Annotated in this window: 16 protein-coding genes; 11 read left to right on the forward strand and 5 right to left on the reverse strand. The window is 68.4% G+C overall.

Going from position 1 to position 14,051, the window contains the following annotated elements:
- The first annotated feature begins 5 nt into the window (after positions 1–5).
- From hydA to ACIHA7_RS22175, 7 genes are all read left to right on the forward strand, one after another.
- Positions 6–1,427: a dihydropyrimidinase gene (gene hydA / locus ACIHA7_RS22145; RefSeq protein WP_397292628.1), complete on the forward strand. Its 1,422-nt coding sequence runs from the start codon at positions 6–8 to the stop codon at positions 1,425–1,427.
- A gap of 39 nt (positions 1,428–1,466) precedes the next feature.
- Positions 1,467–2,501: a TIGR03842 family LLM class F420-dependent oxidoreductase gene (locus ACIHA7_RS22150; RefSeq protein WP_397292631.1), complete on the forward strand. Its 1,035-nt coding sequence runs from the start codon at positions 1,467–1,469 to the stop codon at positions 2,499–2,501.
- Positions 2,502–2,547: 46 nt separating this feature from the next.
- Positions 2,548–3,429 carry an ABC transporter permease gene (locus ACIHA7_RS22155; RefSeq protein WP_397292635.1) on the forward strand — a complete coding sequence of 294 codons (882 nt, stop codon included), beginning with the start codon at positions 2,548–2,550 and terminating at the stop codon, positions 3,427–3,429.
- A gap of 232 nt (positions 3,430–3,661) precedes the next feature.
- Positions 3,662–4,543 carry an ABC transporter ATP-binding protein gene (locus tag ACIHA7_RS22160; protein WP_397292637.1) on the forward strand — a complete coding sequence of 294 codons (882 nt, stop codon included), beginning with the start codon at positions 3,662–3,664 and terminating at the stop codon, positions 4,541–4,543.
- The gene (locus ACIHA7_RS22165; RefSeq protein ID WP_397292639.1) at positions 4,540–5,331 is read left to right on the forward strand and encodes an ABC transporter permease; all 792 of its coding nucleotides are present in this window, start codon (positions 4,540–4,542) and stop codon (positions 5,329–5,331) included. Before ACIHA7_RS22160 ends, ACIHA7_RS22165 begins: the two co-directional genes overlap by 4 nt.
- The gene (locus tag ACIHA7_RS22170) at positions 5,328–6,470 is read left to right on the forward strand and encodes an ABC transporter substrate-binding protein (protein WP_397292643.1); all 1,143 of its coding nucleotides are present in this window, start codon (positions 5,328–5,330) and stop codon (positions 6,468–6,470) included. Before ACIHA7_RS22165 ends, ACIHA7_RS22170 begins: the two co-directional genes overlap by 4 nt.
- Before the next feature lies 1 nt (position 6,471).
- The gene (locus ACIHA7_RS22175; RefSeq protein WP_397292647.1) at positions 6,472–7,779 is read left to right on the forward strand and encodes an aspartate aminotransferase family protein; all 1,308 of its coding nucleotides are present in this window, start codon (positions 6,472–6,474) and stop codon (positions 7,777–7,779) included.
- Between the two features lie 56 nt (positions 7,780–7,835).
- Here the strand turns inward: ACIHA7_RS22175 and ACIHA7_RS22180 are convergent, their stop codons facing one another.
- Positions 7,836–9,320, reverse strand: a complete 1,485-nt coding sequence (locus ACIHA7_RS22180; protein WP_397292650.1) for a phosphatase PAP2 family protein — start codon at positions 9,318–9,320, stop codon at positions 7,836–7,838.
- A 79-nt stretch (positions 9,321–9,399) separates the two neighbouring features.
- Here ACIHA7_RS22180 and ACIHA7_RS22185 point away from each other — a divergent pair, with 79 nt between their 5' ends.
- From ACIHA7_RS22185 to ACIHA7_RS22195, 3 genes are all read left to right on the forward strand, one after another.
- On the forward strand, positions 9,400–9,771 hold the full coding sequence (locus ACIHA7_RS22185) for an arsenate reductase family protein (RefSeq protein WP_397292652.1): 372 nt from the start codon (positions 9,400–9,402) through the stop codon (positions 9,769–9,771).
- Between the two features lie 79 nt (positions 9,772–9,850).
- Positions 9,851–10,531, forward strand: coding sequence for a TIGR00266 family protein (locus tag ACIHA7_RS22190; RefSeq protein ID WP_107657703.1), 681 nt, complete (start codon positions 9,851–9,853; stop codon positions 10,529–10,531).
- Positions 10,532–10,578: 47 nt separating this feature from the next.
- Positions 10,579–10,707: a hypothetical protein gene (locus ACIHA7_RS22195; RefSeq protein WP_397292657.1), complete on the forward strand. Its 129-nt coding sequence runs from the start codon at positions 10,579–10,581 to the stop codon at positions 10,705–10,707.
- Between the two features lie 6 nt (positions 10,708–10,713).
- Here ACIHA7_RS22195 and ACIHA7_RS22200 read toward each other — a convergent pair whose 3' ends face one another.
- Positions 10,714–11,217: an NUDIX domain-containing protein gene (locus tag ACIHA7_RS22200; protein WP_397293124.1), complete on the reverse strand. Its 504-nt coding sequence runs from the start codon at positions 11,215–11,217 to the stop codon at positions 10,714–10,716.
- A 90-nt stretch (positions 11,218–11,307) separates the two neighbouring features.
- Here ACIHA7_RS22200 and ACIHA7_RS22205 point away from each other — a divergent pair, with 90 nt between their 5' ends.
- Positions 11,308–11,691 carry a nitroreductase family deazaflavin-dependent oxidoreductase gene (locus ACIHA7_RS22205; RefSeq protein WP_397292659.1) on the forward strand — a complete coding sequence of 128 codons (384 nt, stop codon included), beginning with the start codon at positions 11,308–11,310 and terminating at the stop codon, positions 11,689–11,691.
- A 138-nt stretch (positions 11,692–11,829) separates the two neighbouring features.
- Here ACIHA7_RS22205 and yidC read toward each other — a convergent pair whose 3' ends face one another.
- From yidC to ACIHA7_RS22220, 3 genes are all read right to left on the reverse strand, one after another.
- Positions 11,830–12,714, reverse strand: coding sequence for a membrane protein insertase YidC (yidC, locus tag ACIHA7_RS22210; RefSeq protein WP_397292662.1), 885 nt, complete (start codon positions 12,712–12,714; stop codon positions 11,830–11,832).
- Positions 12,715–12,809: 95 nt separating this feature from the next.
- Positions 12,810–13,109 carry a DUF6412 domain-containing protein gene (locus tag ACIHA7_RS22215; protein WP_397292666.1) on the reverse strand — a complete coding sequence of 100 codons (300 nt, stop codon included), beginning with the start codon at positions 13,107–13,109 and terminating at the stop codon, positions 12,810–12,812.
- Positions 13,110–13,128: 19 nt separating this feature from the next.
- A complete protein-coding gene (locus ACIHA7_RS22220; RefSeq protein WP_397292669.1) occupies positions 13,129–13,905 on the reverse strand; it encodes a helix-turn-helix domain-containing protein in 777 nt (258 codons plus the stop codon).
- Positions 13,906–14,051 lie beyond the last annotated feature (146 nt).

A 14,051-nucleotide genomic window follows, 5' to 3' on the forward strand; every position in this document is an offset into this window, starting at 1 on the left:
ATCAGATGGCACTGACCTTCATCCACGGCGGCACGGTGGTCTCGGCCACCGGATCGCAACTGCTCGATGTGCTGGTGGACGGCGAGACCATCGTCGCCGTCCTGCAACCCGGCGCCACCGCCCTCGGGGCGGACCTGGCCGCGACCGCCGAGACCGTGCTCGACGCGACCGGGAAATATGTGATTCCCGGTGGGGTGGACGGGCATACGCACATGCAGATGCCGTTCGGCGGCACCGAGGCGTCCGACACCTTCGAGACCGGAACCCGCGCCGCCGCCTGGGGCGGCACCACGACCATCGTCGATTTCGTGGTGCAGACGCCGGGGGAGCGGCTGCAGGACACGCTCGGCGCGTGGCATCAGAAGGCGGCGGGCAAGTGCGCCGTCGACTACGGCTTCCATCAGATCATCGGTGAGGTCAACGACGAATCCCTGAAGGGGATGAGCGAATTGGTGTCCGAGGGCGTGACCAGCTTCAAGCTGTTCATGGCCTACCCGGGGGTCTTCTACTCCACCGACGGCCAGATCCTGCGCGCCATGCAGGCGGCGGGTGAACTGGGCGCACTGCTGATGATGCACGCGGAGAACGGGATCGCCATCGACGTGCTCGTCGAGCAGGCCATCGCCCGCGGCGACACCGCGCCGTACTTCCACGGCACCAGCCGCCCGTGGCAGATGGAAGAGGAGGCCACGCACCGCGCGATCATGTTGGCGCAGTTGACCGGTGCGCCGCTGTACGTGGTGCACGTATCGGCGAAGCAGGCGCTGGAACAGATCGCCACCGCGCGGGGCAACGGGCAGAACGTCTTCGGCGAGACCTGCCCGCAGTACCTGTACCTCTCGCTCGAAGAACAGCTGGGCGCGCCAGGTTTCGAGGGCGCCAAGTGGGTGTGCTCAACGCCGCTGCGGTCCAGGGCCGAGGGTCACCAGGACGAGCTGTGGCGCTATCTGCGCACCGGCGACGTCACCACGGTCAGCACCGATCACTGTCCCTTCTGCATGAAGGACCAGAAGGAGATGGGCGTAGGCGATTTCAGCAAGATCCCGAACGGGATCGGCGGCGTCGAGCACCGGATGGACCTGATGTTCCAGGGCGTCAAGAGCGGCAAGATCTCGCTGGAGCGCTGGGTCGAGGTGTGCTGCACCACGCCGGCCCGGATGTTCGGCATGTACCCGCGCAAGGGCGTGATCAGTCCGGGCGCGGACGCCGACCTGGTGATCTACGACCCCAACGGGCACACCAGCATCGGGCTCGGCAAGACCCACCACATGAACATGGACTACTCGGCCTACGAGGGCTTCGAGATCGACGGCCACGTCGACACCGTGCTCTCCCGCGGCCGGGTGATCATCGACGACGGCAGCTACCTGGGCAGCGCCGGGCACGGCCGGTTCGTCAAACGCGCACTGTCGCAGAACCTCATCTGACAGCACAGCTGTCTCCGACTTCGAAACGGAGAGTGCCGCATGGACATCGGTGTGGTGCTGCAATGCACACCCCCCGCCTCCCGGGTGGTCGAACTGGCCAGACAGGCCGAGACGCACGGGTTCTCGCACGTCTGGACGTTCGACTCGCACCTGCTGTGGCAGGAGCCCTACGTCATCTACAGCCAGATCCTCGCCGCCACCCGGAAGGTCGTGGTCGGCCCCATGGTGACCAACCCGGCCACCCGGGACTGGACGGTGACCGCGTCGACCTTCGCCACGCTGAACGACATGTTCGGCAACCGCACCGTCTGCGGCATCGGCCGCGGCGACTCGGCGGTGCGCACGCTCGGCGGCAAACCCACCACGTTGGCCACGCTGCGGGAGGCCATCGGGGTGATCCGGGAGCTCGGCAACGGGCGCAGCGCCCGGGTCGGGGACACGATCGTGCGGTTCCCGTGGGCGGGCGACTCCCGGCTCGAGGTCTGGATGGCCGGATACGGCCCGCGCGCACTGGATCTCACCGGCGAGGTCGCCGACGGGTTCATCCTGCAACTCGCCGACCCGGACATCACCGCGTGGACCATCGCGCGGGTGCGGGCCGCCGCCGAGCGGGCCGGTCGCGACCCCGGCGCGGTGAAAATCTGTGTCGCGGCACCGGCGTACGTCACCGACGGGTCGGACGCGGGTCTGGCGCACGCTCGCGAACAGTGCCGGTGGTTCGGCGGCATGGTCGGCAACCATGTGGCCGACATCGTGGCGAAATATGGTGCGGGCAGCGATGTTCCGGCCGCGCTGACCGAGTACATCGCGGGGAGGCAGGGCTACGACTACAACCAGCACGGGCGCGCGGGAAATACGCACGCGGAGTTCGTGCCGGACACCATCGTGGACCGCTTCTGCCTGCTCGGCACACCGGATGATCACCTGGCGCGGCTGCGAGAGCTGGAGAAACTCGGCGTCGACCAGTTCGCGGTGTACCTGCAGCACGACGCGAAAACCGCGACGTTGGAGGCGTACGGCGAGTCGGTGTTGCCGCGGCTCGCGCATCCGGTGACCGCCACGGAGGTGGTCTGATGGCCGTGGTACGTACCGGTGTGGCTGAGCTGGGTGCGGAGTACAGATGAGATTGCGTACGGCACGGGCCGTGTACGCGGTCGTCGTGCTGGTATTGGTGCTCGGCTGCTGGGAATTGGTGAAACTCGTTGTCCCCGAGAGCGGAGTGAGCATCGGGGACCAACGGATCCTGCCACGCACCGGGGACGGAGCGCTGCCGCACGTGTGGGCGGTCGTGACGGTGCTCGGCGAGCGGGACGGCAACGCGACGGTGGGCCTCACCTTGGTGCGGACCGCCGGATTCACCCTCGGGCTGGCGTTGCTCGCGCTGTTGATCGGCACCGTAATCGGTGTACTGCTCGCCGTGGTGATGCAGCGCTTCGCCTTCGTCGAACGTGGCCTGCTGCCGTACATCATTGTGTCGCAAACCGTTCCGCTGATCGCGCTTGCTCCGCTGGTCGCCGGGTGGGGCGGCAAGATCGTGATCGCGGGCGAGCCGTGGCGACCGTGGATGAGCATCGCGGTCATCGCCTCGTACCTGGCTTTCTTCCCGGTCGCGGTCGGCATGCTGCGCGGACTCCAGTCACCGTCGAAGGCGTCGGTCGAACTGCTGCACAGTTATTCGGCCAGCTGGTGGGAGACCCTGCTGCACTTACGACTTCCGGCCGCCGTCCCGCATCTGCTGCCCGCCCTGCGGTTGGCCGCCGCGGCCTCGGTGATCGGGGCCGTCGTCGCGGAGATCTCCACCGGTACCGCGGGTGGCATCGGCCGCCAGATCATCGTCTTCTCCCAGCAGGCCACCGGCGACGCCTCCCGCCTCTACGCGGCGGTCCTGGCCGCCGCTCTGCTCGGTGTCGTCGTCACCGCGGTTGTCGGTATGGCCGAGCTGGCGCTGCGTCGCTACAGCAGGCCGGTCGGGGCCACTCGGCCCCCAGGAGCCGACCGGTGAGTGCCCGTTCGCGCGCTGATGGGGCTCGAGCCATCGCCGAATGCGCCGCGATGTGCGGCGCACCGCCCATGCGGAGCGGCGACCCCAAATCCGCGCTCAGTTACTACCGCCGCCACCACCGCGGCAGCTCATCAGGAGGTACCCGTTGACCCTCAAAGGACGACCAGTCGTCGCCACGACCGAAAAGGGGATTTCAAGTGACGGGCAGTCAGGCGCCGCCGGGCAGGAGAGCGTGACCGGGGAGGCCCGCGCGACTGGGCAAGCCAGGGCCGGAGACACCCGCACCGACAGCACAGCGACCGCCGAACAGATTGCGGCTGTCCAACTGACCGGCGTCGACAAGGTCTACACCGCGGGCTCGGTCACCGCCCTCTCGGACGTATCTCTCACCGTCGCACCGCGCGAATTCGTCTCCTTGATCGGCCCGTCCGGCTGCGGCAAGTCCACCCTGCTTCGCATTATCGCGGATCTGGAGCAGCCGACCGCGGGCACGGTGACCGTGCACGGTAAAACCGCGCGGCAGGCCAGGATCGACCAGGACTACGGGATCGCGTTCCAGCAGTCCGGCCTGCTGGATTGGCGCACCGTGCAGGCCAACGTCGAGCTGCCGCTCGAACTGCACAAGGTGCCCAAGAGCGAACGGCGCTCGCGCAGTGCGGAATTGCTGGAGATGGCGGGGCTGGCCGATTTCGCCAAGCGCTATCCGGCCGAGCTGTCCGGCGGCATGCAGCAGCGGGTGGCGATCGTCCGGGCGCTGGCCCCGAAACCCTCGCTGCTGCTGATGGACGAACCGTTCGGCGCGCTCGACGAGATGACTCGCGAGCGGATGCAGGGCGAGTTGCTGCGGATCGCGGGCGAGACCGAGGCGGCGGTGGTGTTCGTGACCCACTCGATTCCGGAGGCGGTGTTCCTGTCCGACCGGGTCGTGGTGATGTCGCCGCGCCCCGGCCGCATCACCGAGATCGTGCCGACGGGCGACTGGGGTCGGCGCGACGCGGCCGAGGCGGGCGACGAAGTGCGTTCCAGCCCGGCCTTCTTCGCGGCGGTGGCCGCCGTGCGCGCGGCGCTGCGCGACGGGGACGGTGCCGCGGCGGCAGGGCGGGAGCTGCGATGACCTCGCCGCGGAAGCCGGTGCTGCCGTGGCGAACGGTGCTGCCGCCGTTGCTGTTCGGCGTGGGTGGTCTGGCGCTGTGGCAGGTGCTGACCGTCGCCGCCGGTGTCCCGTCGTTCCTGCTGCCCGCGCCGACGGCCATCGCGAGCGAGTTCGCCGAGAACTTCGATCGCATCGCCGACGCCGCGACCGCGACCGGAACCAACGCCCTGATCGGCCTGCTTGTCGGTGCGGTGCTCGGCATCGTCGCCGCGATGCTCGCCGTCCGGTTCCATCTGGTCGACGGCCTGCTCAGCCCGCTCGCCGCCGGCGCGGCGGCGGTGCCGATCGTCGCCCTCGCGCCCTTGCTGAACTCGATGTACTCGACCACCACGGACACCCCGCGCCGCATGGTCGTCACCATCGTCGTGTTCTTCCCGATGTTCGTGAGCACGGCCAGGGGCCTGCGCCAGGTGCCGCAGGTCCATACGGATCTGATGACGTCGTACGCGGCGGGCGGCTGGCAGATCACCCGCACCGTCCGGTTGCCCGCGGCACTGCCGTACCTGTTCACCGGTCTGCGCATCGCGGCCCCCGGTGCGGTGATCGCGGCCGTCATCGCCGAATACTTCGGCGGCCTGCAGAACGGGCTCGGCAGTCGCATCACCTCCGCAGCGGCGAATACCGCTTACCCCAGGGCGTGGGCGTACGTGGCGGGCGCTGTGCTCGTCGGTCTGCTCTTCCTGGCCGCTGTCCTACTTCTCGAACTGCTCACCCGTAGACCACGCACCACCCTCTGGAGATCTAGATGACGAAGTCCCCCAAGCGATTCCGGATCGGCCTTGCGCTCGCCGCGCTGGTCGCGACCGCGCTGACCGGTTGTAGCACCACCGACGGCGGCTCCACCTCCACAGCCGACGGCCTCACCAAGGTGCGCCTGCAACTGCAGTGGTTCAAGCAGGGGCAGTTCGCGGGCTACCTGGCCGCGGTCGATCAGGGCTTCTACAAGGAGCAGGGCTTATCGGTCGAAATCCTGGACGGCGGAACGGATATCGTCCCGCAGACGGTGCTGGCGCAGGGGCAGGCCGACTACGCCATCGCCTGGGTGCCCAAGGCGCTGGCCTCGCGTGAGGCGGGCGCGGGCATCACCGATGTCGCGCAGATCTTCCAGCGTTCCGGCACCAAGCAGGTGTCGTTCAAGTCCGACAACATCACCGGTCCGGCCGCGCTGCGCGGCAAGACCGTCGGAAACTGGGGCTACGGTAACGAATTCGAGCTGTTCGCGGGCATGACCAAGGCGGGCATCGATCCCGCCAGGGACGTCAAGCTGGTGCAGCAGCAGTTCGACATGAACGCCTTCCTGGCCAAGGACATCGCCGCCGCCCAGGCCATGTCCTACAACGAGTACGCACAGCTGCTGGAGACCAAGAACCCGGCCACCGGAAAGCTCTACACCGCAGACGATTTCGCCACCATCGACTGGAACGACGAAGGCGTCGCCATGTTGCAGGACGCGATCTGGGCCAACTCGGAGAAGCTGAAGGACACCCAATATCAGGAGCAGACCGTGAAATTCATCGCGGCCTCACTGAAAGGCTGGGTGTTCTGCCGCGACAACCTGGACAAATGCCGGGACATCACCGTTGCCGCGGGCTCCACGCTCGGCGCGAGCCATCAGCAGTGGCAGATCAACGAGGTGAACAAGCTGATCTGGCCCTCACCCGCCGGGATCGGCATGGTCGACCCGGCCGCCTGGGCGCGGACCGTGCAGATCGCCAAGAACACCAAGAACCAAGAGGGCGTCACCGTCCTGAAGAAAGACCCAGACGCGAGCGCTTACACGAGCGAATACGTCACGAAGGCACTGGAATTGCTGAAGTCCGGTGGAACCGAGGTGACCGGAGCGGGCTTCGCCCCGAGCCAGGTCACGCTGACCGAAGGGGGTAAGTGAGTTGACCGATCACGTCTTCTATCCGTGGGCCGCGCAGGCCGAGCTGAACCCGGCGACGATCGTCGGCGCGTCCGGCTCGCACTTCTGGGACGACAGCGGCAACCGGTACCTCGACTTCTCCTCGCAGCTGGTGAATGTCAATCTCGGACACCAGCATCCGGACATGATCGCCGCGATCATCGCCCAGGCCGAGCAGCTGGCCACCATCTCGCCGACCGTCGGCAACGAGGCCCGCAGCGAACTGGCCAGGCTGATCGTCGAGCGCGCGCCCGGCGAGCTGAACCGCATCCTGTTCACCACCGGCGGCGCGGAGGCGGTGGAGCACGCGGTGCGGCTGGCGCGCAGCTTCACCGGCCGCACCAAAATGCTGGCCGCTTACCGTTCCTATCACGGCGGCACCGGTGTGGCGATCGGGCTCAGCGGTGAACCGCGCCGCTGGGCCGCCGAGCCGACCAACGTCGACGTGGTGCGCTTCTTCGGCGCGTACCCGTATCGATCCCCCTGGGGCACAAGCACTCCCGAGGAGGAGACGGCGGCGGCGCTGACCCACCTGCGGCAGGTGATCGAGCTGGAGGGCCCGCAGAACATCGCGGGCCTGATCCTGGAGACGGTCGTCGGGACCAACGGTGTGCTGATCCCGCCGCCGGGCTATCTCGCGGGCGTGCGCGCGCTCTGCGACGAGTTCGGCATCGTCTACATCGCCGACGAGGTGATGGTCGGCTTCGGCCGGGTCGGGCAGTGGTTCGCGGTGCAGGCCTTCGACGTCGCACCGGATCTCATCGCCTTCGCCAAGGGCGTGAACTCGGGTTACGTGCCGCTCGGCGGCGTGCTCATCGCCGAACGGATCGCGCAGCGCTACGACCACACCGTCTATCCCGGCGGCCTCACCTATGCCGGGCACCCACTGGCCTGCGCGGCGGGTGTCGCCTCGATCGGCATCTACGAGCGCGACGGCATTCTCGACCACGTGCGGTCGGTGGGCGCCGACGTGCTCGGAAAAGGCTTGCAGGAGTTGGCCGCCCGGCATCCGAGCGTCGGGGAGGTGCGCGGGCTCGGGTTCTTCTGGGCGCTCGAGCTGGTGCGCGATCCGGAGGCCAGGACACCGCTGGTCCCGTTCGCCGCCGCCGGTGCCGCCGCCGAGCCGATGGCGAAGGTGACCGCCGCCGCGAAGGCCCGCGGTCTGTGGCCGTTCAGCGTGGGCAACCGTTTCCAGATCGCGCCGCCGCTCACCACGTCGGCGGACGACCTGCGCGTCGGCCTGGAGATCGTCGACGAGGTACTGGAGGTCGCCGACGGCTACGTGAGCTGATCCGACGCAGCAGGGTGGCGTGAGCGTGCTGCCGCCACCCTGCTGCTACGGATCGATCACCCTACGTCGTCGGGCTGCGCTTCCCGGAACACGGCCAAAGCGGCCGGCTGGCTGGTGAAGTCGAGCCTCTCGGCCTGGTGCGCGACCTCGCCGTCGGTGGCCAGCGAGACCGGAGCGCCCTCGACCTGAACGTTCAGGCGGCCGACGCGCCGATGCACGTAGGTGTCCGAGCGATTCAGGGTGCCGGTGAAGGTGGCGAAGATCAGGCGCAGCCGCGAAAAGCGAAGGTCCGCACGCAGATACCGGATATCGAGGGTGCCGTCGCTCAGTCGGGGACGCGACATGGGGATCTGGTCCGCCGGGTCGTAGGCCCCGTTGCCGACGAACAGCATCCAGAGGTCGTTGTGTTCACCGTCGACGATCGCGCGCAGTGGCTCGGCTCGGAACAGCACGCACAGCATGGCGATCCCGGCCGCGGGCCACTTGCCGATGCGTCGTTCCCAGCGCTCCCGCAGCCGGACGAAGTCGGGGTAGCCGCCGAGGCTCGCGGTGTTGACGAAGGTGCGCTTCTCCCCGTCGTCCAACGTCACCTGGGCGGTGTCGACGAGCATGAGCTGACCCGCGTCGAGCGCGGCGAAGGTCGTCGCGGGCTCCTCGACGCCGATATCGCGCGCGAAGTGGTTGAGCGTGCCGCCTGCGAAGACCGCCAGCGGAAGACTGTGTCGCACAGCGGCTTCGGCCACGGCCGACACCGTGCCGTCGCCGCCGAGCACGCCGAGCGCCGCGATGTCGTCGCGCCGGACCCGCTGATCGATCTCGGCGTCGAGGTCGATGTCACCGTTCAGTTCGAGCAGCTGCGCCGCGGGCAACCGGTTGCGAAGCAGCGCAACCTGTTCGGCGCCGTCGCCGGGGCCCGACGAGGGGTTGACCACCAGCAGCATGCCGCGCCCCTCGGGTAGCGGTTCGGTCCGCTTGGCCGGACCGAGGGCGGCGGGCTCGTCGTCGCGCACCGCCCACCACCGCCGGGTGCCCAGCGCGACGCCGGAGCCGAGCGCGGCACCGACCACCACGTCCGAGGGCCAGTGCACGCCGATGTGCACCCGGGAATAGGCCACCGCGACGGCCAGGGGCGCGAGCACCGCGGCCGTCCCCGGCGACTCGAGCGCCACCGCGGTCGTGAACGCCGCCGCGGAGGCCGCGTGGCCGGACGGGAACGAGGAGGAGACCGGCGGCTTGACCAACCGCCGCAGCAGCGGCACCGCCTGCACCGGCGGCCTGCGCCGCGGGAACAGCGGCTTGGCGACGCCGTTGGCCAGCCCGCTCGCCATGCCCACCGCGGCCAGGCCGCGCACCGCACCGCGGCGCTGGGACCGCCCGCCCGCCACGAAGAGTCCGGCGGCGATGGCCATCCAGAGGCGACTGTGGTTGGCGCTCATACTGAGTGACCGCAGCGCCTGATCGGCGGGCGAGGCGCGCCAGTGCGCGGTGCGCTGCACCAGGCGGCGATCCAGGGTGTTGATCGAGTTCATTCGTTTACGCATCGAGTCGAGCTTATCCAGGTAGCGGGCGCTCAAACGGTGTCTCGACGGTGATGTCGGCGTGGCTCGGTACCCTGCCTGCATGACATCTGGGCAGACCGAGATCTGGCACAACCCGCGGTGCACCAAGAGCCGCAACGCCACCGCGTACCTGGACGAGGCGGGCGTCGAATACTCGGTGCGGCGCTACCTCGACGAGCCGCCGACGGTCGACGAGCTGCGCGCCGTGCTGCGCAGGCTCGGCGCCGAGCCGTGGGACATCACCCGCACCGGCGAGCAGATCGCCAAGGATCTCGGCATGTCCGGATGGGGTCGCACCCCCGCCGACCGGGACCGATGGATCGCGGCGCTGGCCGAGCACCCGAAGCTGATTCAGCGGCCCATCGTGCTCACCGCGGACGGCGGCGCGGTGGTCGCCCGCGACGATGCGGCCTTGCGCGACCTGGGGAAGTGAGCGGGCAGGCACATGGTGCCGAGTAACCCCGGCAAATGGTGTCCCTGCCACCGCGAATCAGGCGGTAGGGTCGGCGAATATGAAGGTACAACTGCGCCATAACCCCGCATCGGCCATCGCGCGGTGCTTCCTCGCGGGCGGCGAGCCGATGCGGGTCGAGAGCGGCGCCATGGTCGCGCACTCGGCGGGAGTCACGTTGGCGGCCAAGGCCGAAGGCGGCATCCTGGCCGGGCTCAAGCGCTCGGTGCTCGCCGGGGAATCGTTCTTCGTCTCGACGTTCACCGCGCCGCAGCAGGGCGGCTGGGTGGACGTGGCGCCCGCCCTGCCCGGCGACATGCTGAATTTGCAGATCACCCAGGACCGCCCGTTCTTCATCAGCCGCGGCGGCTGGATCGCGAATTCCCATGGGGTGCAAGTGGAAGGCAAGTGGGGCGGCTTCGCCAACCTGTTCGGCGGCGAGGGCGGGTTCGGCCTGCGCGCACACGGCGAGGGCGAGGTCGTCGTCGGTGTGTTCGGCGCCATCGACGTCATCGATCTGCAGCCGGGCGAGCCGATCACCATCGACACCGGGCATGTGGTCGCCTACGACCTGGCGATGAACTTCACCATCCGGCGGGCGGTGGTCGGGCGGTCCATCCAGTCGCTGAAGTCCGGTGAGGGCTTCGTCTTCGATTTCGTGGGCCCGGGGCGGGTGCTGCTGCAGACGCGGAATCCTGGCGCTTTCGCTGCGTGGGCTAGTTCGGTAGCCTCCTCCGGGTAATCCGGCGCGGCGATCATCGGTGTTCCCCCGGTGTTCTGGCATCGGCCATGTCGGTCGTCGAAGCTCCGGTGCTTCATCGGTATAGCCAAACAAACGGAGAATTTATGGAACTGCTCGAAGTTGTCGCCAACCTGTTCGCCGCCTTCCTGTCGCTGGGTAGCGGCAGCGCGTCCTGACCTCGCTCAGATGAGCAGATCGCCGACGAGTACCCGGGTGTCCGGCACGAACGGCCAGTCCGGGTCGGCCAGGTGGGCGCGCAGTTCCGCGTCGGTCCACCACCAGCCGTCGGCGATCTCCTCGGGCTGGTGGCGGATCGGTCCGTCGTAGCGCACTTCGTAGGCAAAAAGGTGGCAGCGCATAGGTTTTCCCTGCCACTCGCCATCCCAGGCCACCCGCGCCAGCGGCCGCGGTTCGGTCCCGGACAGTATGATGCCGAGTTCTTCGGCGAGTTCCCGGACCGCGGTCTCCTCCGGGGTCTCACCCGGCCCGATCACCCCGCCTGCCAAACAATCGTGCATGCCCGCGAACACCATCTTGGTGTCGGTGCGGCGATGCACGTAGATCCGCTCGCCGTCGCCGGAACGAACCAGCACACCGGCGCTCGCATGCCAGATTCCCGCGCGGTAGACCTCGGCCCGATCGGCCGCGCCGGTCACCCGCCCCGCCGCGTCGTAGACGGCGATCATCTCGGACTTCTGCTGGACGCGTTCCGGCTGCGCTGACACCGCTCGAGAGTAACGTGAGGTCGCACGCCGACTCGAGAGAGGACCGCGCCGATGGTGCTACCCCGCGCACTGGCGAAGTTCAACCGGCATGCGACCAATCGCGCGGCGAGCCTTGTCGCCGACCGCGTCCCCGGCTTCGCCCTGGTGCAACACAAAGGCCGCAAGTCCGGGCGCGACTACCGGACTCCGGTCTCGGTGTTCGAGCGCGACGGCGTCTACCGCATAGCCCTGACCTATGGCCGCGACACCGACTGGGTCAAAAACATCACCGCCGCAGGCGCTTTCACGTTGCACACGCGCGGCCGGGCGATCGAGCTGATCGACCCGGCCGTGCGGCACGACCCCTCGGTGCGGTGGGCACCTCCGGTGGTCCGTCAATGGGTCAAGGCACTGTCGGCCGAGTACTACCTGGAAGCCAGGCCCGTCCGCGGATAGCCCGAGCAGTCGTCCTGATCCCGTACGGTTCCGAGGGCGGATCGCGCAACTCGTTCCCGAGGCAGACCGCGCAACGACGGCAAGCGCTCGACGCGGTGTGACCGGGGGCGAGTGCGTCGGTGCACCCACCCCCGGTGCTCATCGGTGCCGGATGGGTTTGGCACCTGGTTTCGGAGCCGACTGCGCGCGGACGGCCGCAGTCCGCGCGGCCTCGGCGGCGGCCTCCGCGTCGAGCCGGCGATAGACGAGATGCTGCTGGGCGAGGGTGCACGCGTTGTTGGTGACGAAGTACAGCAGGATCGCCACCGGCACCAGCGCCCCGCCGATCAGGGCGAACGCGGGGAAGGCCCACAGGGTGAGCGGGCGCATCATGGGGAGTGCGACGGTGGTGTCCTGCCGGGACAGCGACGCGCGTGCGGTGAAATGCGTTGCGACAGCGGCGATCAGCATCAGCGGGACGGCGACGACGGCCACCGTTGCCAGGAGATCGCCGGTGCCGGCCAGGATGGCCGACAGCGGGGCGCCGAAAATCTTCGCCTGCAGGAACGACTGCACATCGGTGGCGCTGAAAACGTAATTGGGCGTCGCGGCGTTCTGCTCCGGCGTCATCGGGGTTGCGATGGCCTGAAAGGGCAGATGCGCGAGGGCCCCGGTGCGGTCGAACGAACGCAGCACATGAAACAGGCCGAGGAATGCCAAAAGCTGACCGATGAGCGGAATCAGTGTCGCGAAGCTATTGATGCCATTGTCTTTATAGAGTTTCTGTACCTCTAGAGCCTGTTGCCTGCGATCGCTCGCGTATTTTTGTTTCAAAGCGGCAACCTTGGGCTGCAATTTTTTGACAATGGCTTGGCTGCGCGCCTGTTTGAGAAATGGCACAAAAAGGACGGCGCGCAGGGTGAGCACCAGGAAAATCACCGAAAGCACCCAGGCGAGTGCGCTCGCCGGACCGAAAGCCGCGGCGAAGACGTAGTGCCAGAGCCACAGAATGGCGGACACAGGGTAGTAGACGAAGTCGAGCATGAGAGCACCTGACTGTGGGCGTGCGTAGGCGCACGAGAACGGAAGGGGTCGACGACAACGCCGACGCCCACCCCGCACCCGGTGCGGAGTGAACGTCAGGCGGTCGCGCACCCTGGCGCTCGTGGGCGCGGACGCCCTGGGGTGTCAGGATTGCTCTGGCGCAGGAAAGAGCCGCGTCGGCGGCGTTGCGCGGACGGCGGCGGGCCGGAACCGACCAGCGGGAGCGGCAGTCGAGCCTGCGGATGCACCGCGGCGAGCGCGACGAACAGCGAGGCGGCGACGAGGCCGACGGCGGCCACCGAACCCGGCTCACCCGCCGGAATCACGAAGAGCAGCAACGCGGGCAGAACGCATGCGAAAACCGCATACGCCGTCAGCCTGGCCCGCGAGATCATGCTCCGAGCATACTGCCCGTCAAAGGCTGATGTCCCAGTCGATGTCGGGACTCATCATCGACGGCGGCAGCCCGAAGGTGCGTCGGCAGGTGCGGGTGAGGTGGGCGCTGTCGGTGAACCCGGCCGACGCGGACGCCGTCGTCATGTCGGCACCGGCCATCACGCCGTTCATCGCGATGTAGAGCCGCAGCCAGAGGATGTAGCGCCGCAACGGAATACCGACCTGCTCGGTGAACAGATGGGTGAGCCGCGTCGCCGAGATCCCCAGCTGCCTGGCCACGTCGGAGCCGCGGACCGAGCCGTCCTTGACCATGTCGGGCAGCAGCTGCAACGCCGCGGTCACCACGCCGTGCCGATCGTCGCGCTCGGCTGCCTTGTTGTCGCGCAGCAGATCCGTGAGGATGTCCGACACGTGCTCGGCCAGCCTGCCCTGCCCCGGATCCACGTTGAGGCTCTGCACCCAACCGTGCAGATGCGCTCGCCGATCGGCGGCCGAACCGGCCACGGTCTCCGGATCGAGGTAGACGGCGAGACCGTGCGCGGCCCCGCCGCAGACCCGGTGCGGCGAGTCGGTCGGCACGATGAGGTGGCTGCCTTCGCGCCGCACCCCGCTGCCGTCCACGACCATGACGGGGGTACACGAGGCCATGATCTGCACGGCGTGATGGGCGTGCAGTTCGGTCGGTAGGACCTCGCCTTCGAAAGCCAGGATGCCGGGTCGTAGTAGCGCGGTGCCCCGCCACTGCGCTTCGGCGTCCGGTGACGTCGTTGATTCGTTGCTGACCAGAGCCTTCATCGTCGGACGCTCCCGGCTTTCACGAGATTTCTCTCGCTGGATCCTGTGCTGAGACTATCGGGTTCGGCTACCCGGCAGTCGTGCTTTGTCGATGGTGGCGGCCCGAACGAGGCCGCGATCCCGCGACTCGACGCCCCCGTTGCCGG

Source organism: Nocardia sp. NPDC052316 (assembly GCF_044547795.1).
GTDB lineage: Bacteria > Actinomycetota > Actinomycetes > Mycobacteriales > Mycobacteriaceae > Nocardia.

Coding starts and splice junctions, on each gene's coding strand:
- hydA (WP_397292628.1), top strand. CDS start 6: ATGGCACTGACCTTCATCCACGGCGGCACGGTGGTCTCGGCCACCGGA.
- ACIHA7_RS22150 (WP_397292631.1), top strand. CDS start 1,467: ATGGACATCGGTGTGGTGCTGCAATGCACACCCCCCGCCTCCCGGGTG.
- ACIHA7_RS22155 (WP_397292635.1), top strand. CDS start 2,548: ATGAGATTGCGTACGGCACGGGCCGTGTACGCGGTCGTCGTGCTGGTA.
- ACIHA7_RS22165 (WP_397292639.1), top strand. CDS start 4,540: ATGACCTCGCCGCGGAAGCCGGTGCTGCCGTGGCGAACGGTGCTGCCG.
- ACIHA7_RS22170 (WP_397292643.1), top strand. CDS start 5,328: ATGACGAAGTCCCCCAAGCGATTCCGGATCGGCCTTGCGCTCGCCGCG.
- ACIHA7_RS22180 (WP_397292650.1), bottom strand. CDS start 9,320: ATGCGTAAACGAATGAACTCGATCAACACCCTGGATCGCCGCCTGGTG.
- ACIHA7_RS22185 (WP_397292652.1), top strand. CDS start 9,400: ATGACATCTGGGCAGACCGAGATCTGGCACAACCCGCGGTGCACCAAG.
- ACIHA7_RS22190 (WP_107657703.1), top strand. CDS start 9,851: ATGAAGGTACAACTGCGCCATAACCCCGCATCGGCCATCGCGCGGTGC.
- ACIHA7_RS22195 (WP_397292657.1), top strand. CDS start 10,579: ATGTCGGTCGTCGAAGCTCCGGTGCTTCATCGGTATAGCCAAACAAAC.
- ACIHA7_RS22200 (WP_397293124.1), bottom strand. CDS start 11,217: ATGATCGCCGTCTACGACGCGGCGGGGCGGGTGACCGGCGCGGCCGAT.
- ACIHA7_RS22205 (WP_397292659.1), top strand. CDS start 11,308: ATGGTGCTACCCCGCGCACTGGCGAAGTTCAACCGGCATGCGACCAAT.
- yidC (WP_397292662.1), bottom strand. CDS start 12,714: ATGCTCGACTTCGTCTACTACCCTGTGTCCGCCATTCTGTGGCTCTGG.
- ACIHA7_RS22215 (WP_397292666.1), bottom strand. CDS start 13,109: ATGATCTCGCGGGCCAGGCTGACGGCGTATGCGGTTTTCGCATGCGTT.
- ACIHA7_RS22220 (WP_397292669.1), bottom strand. CDS start 13,905: ATGAAGGCTCTGGTCAGCAACGAATCAACGACGTCACCGGACGCCGAA.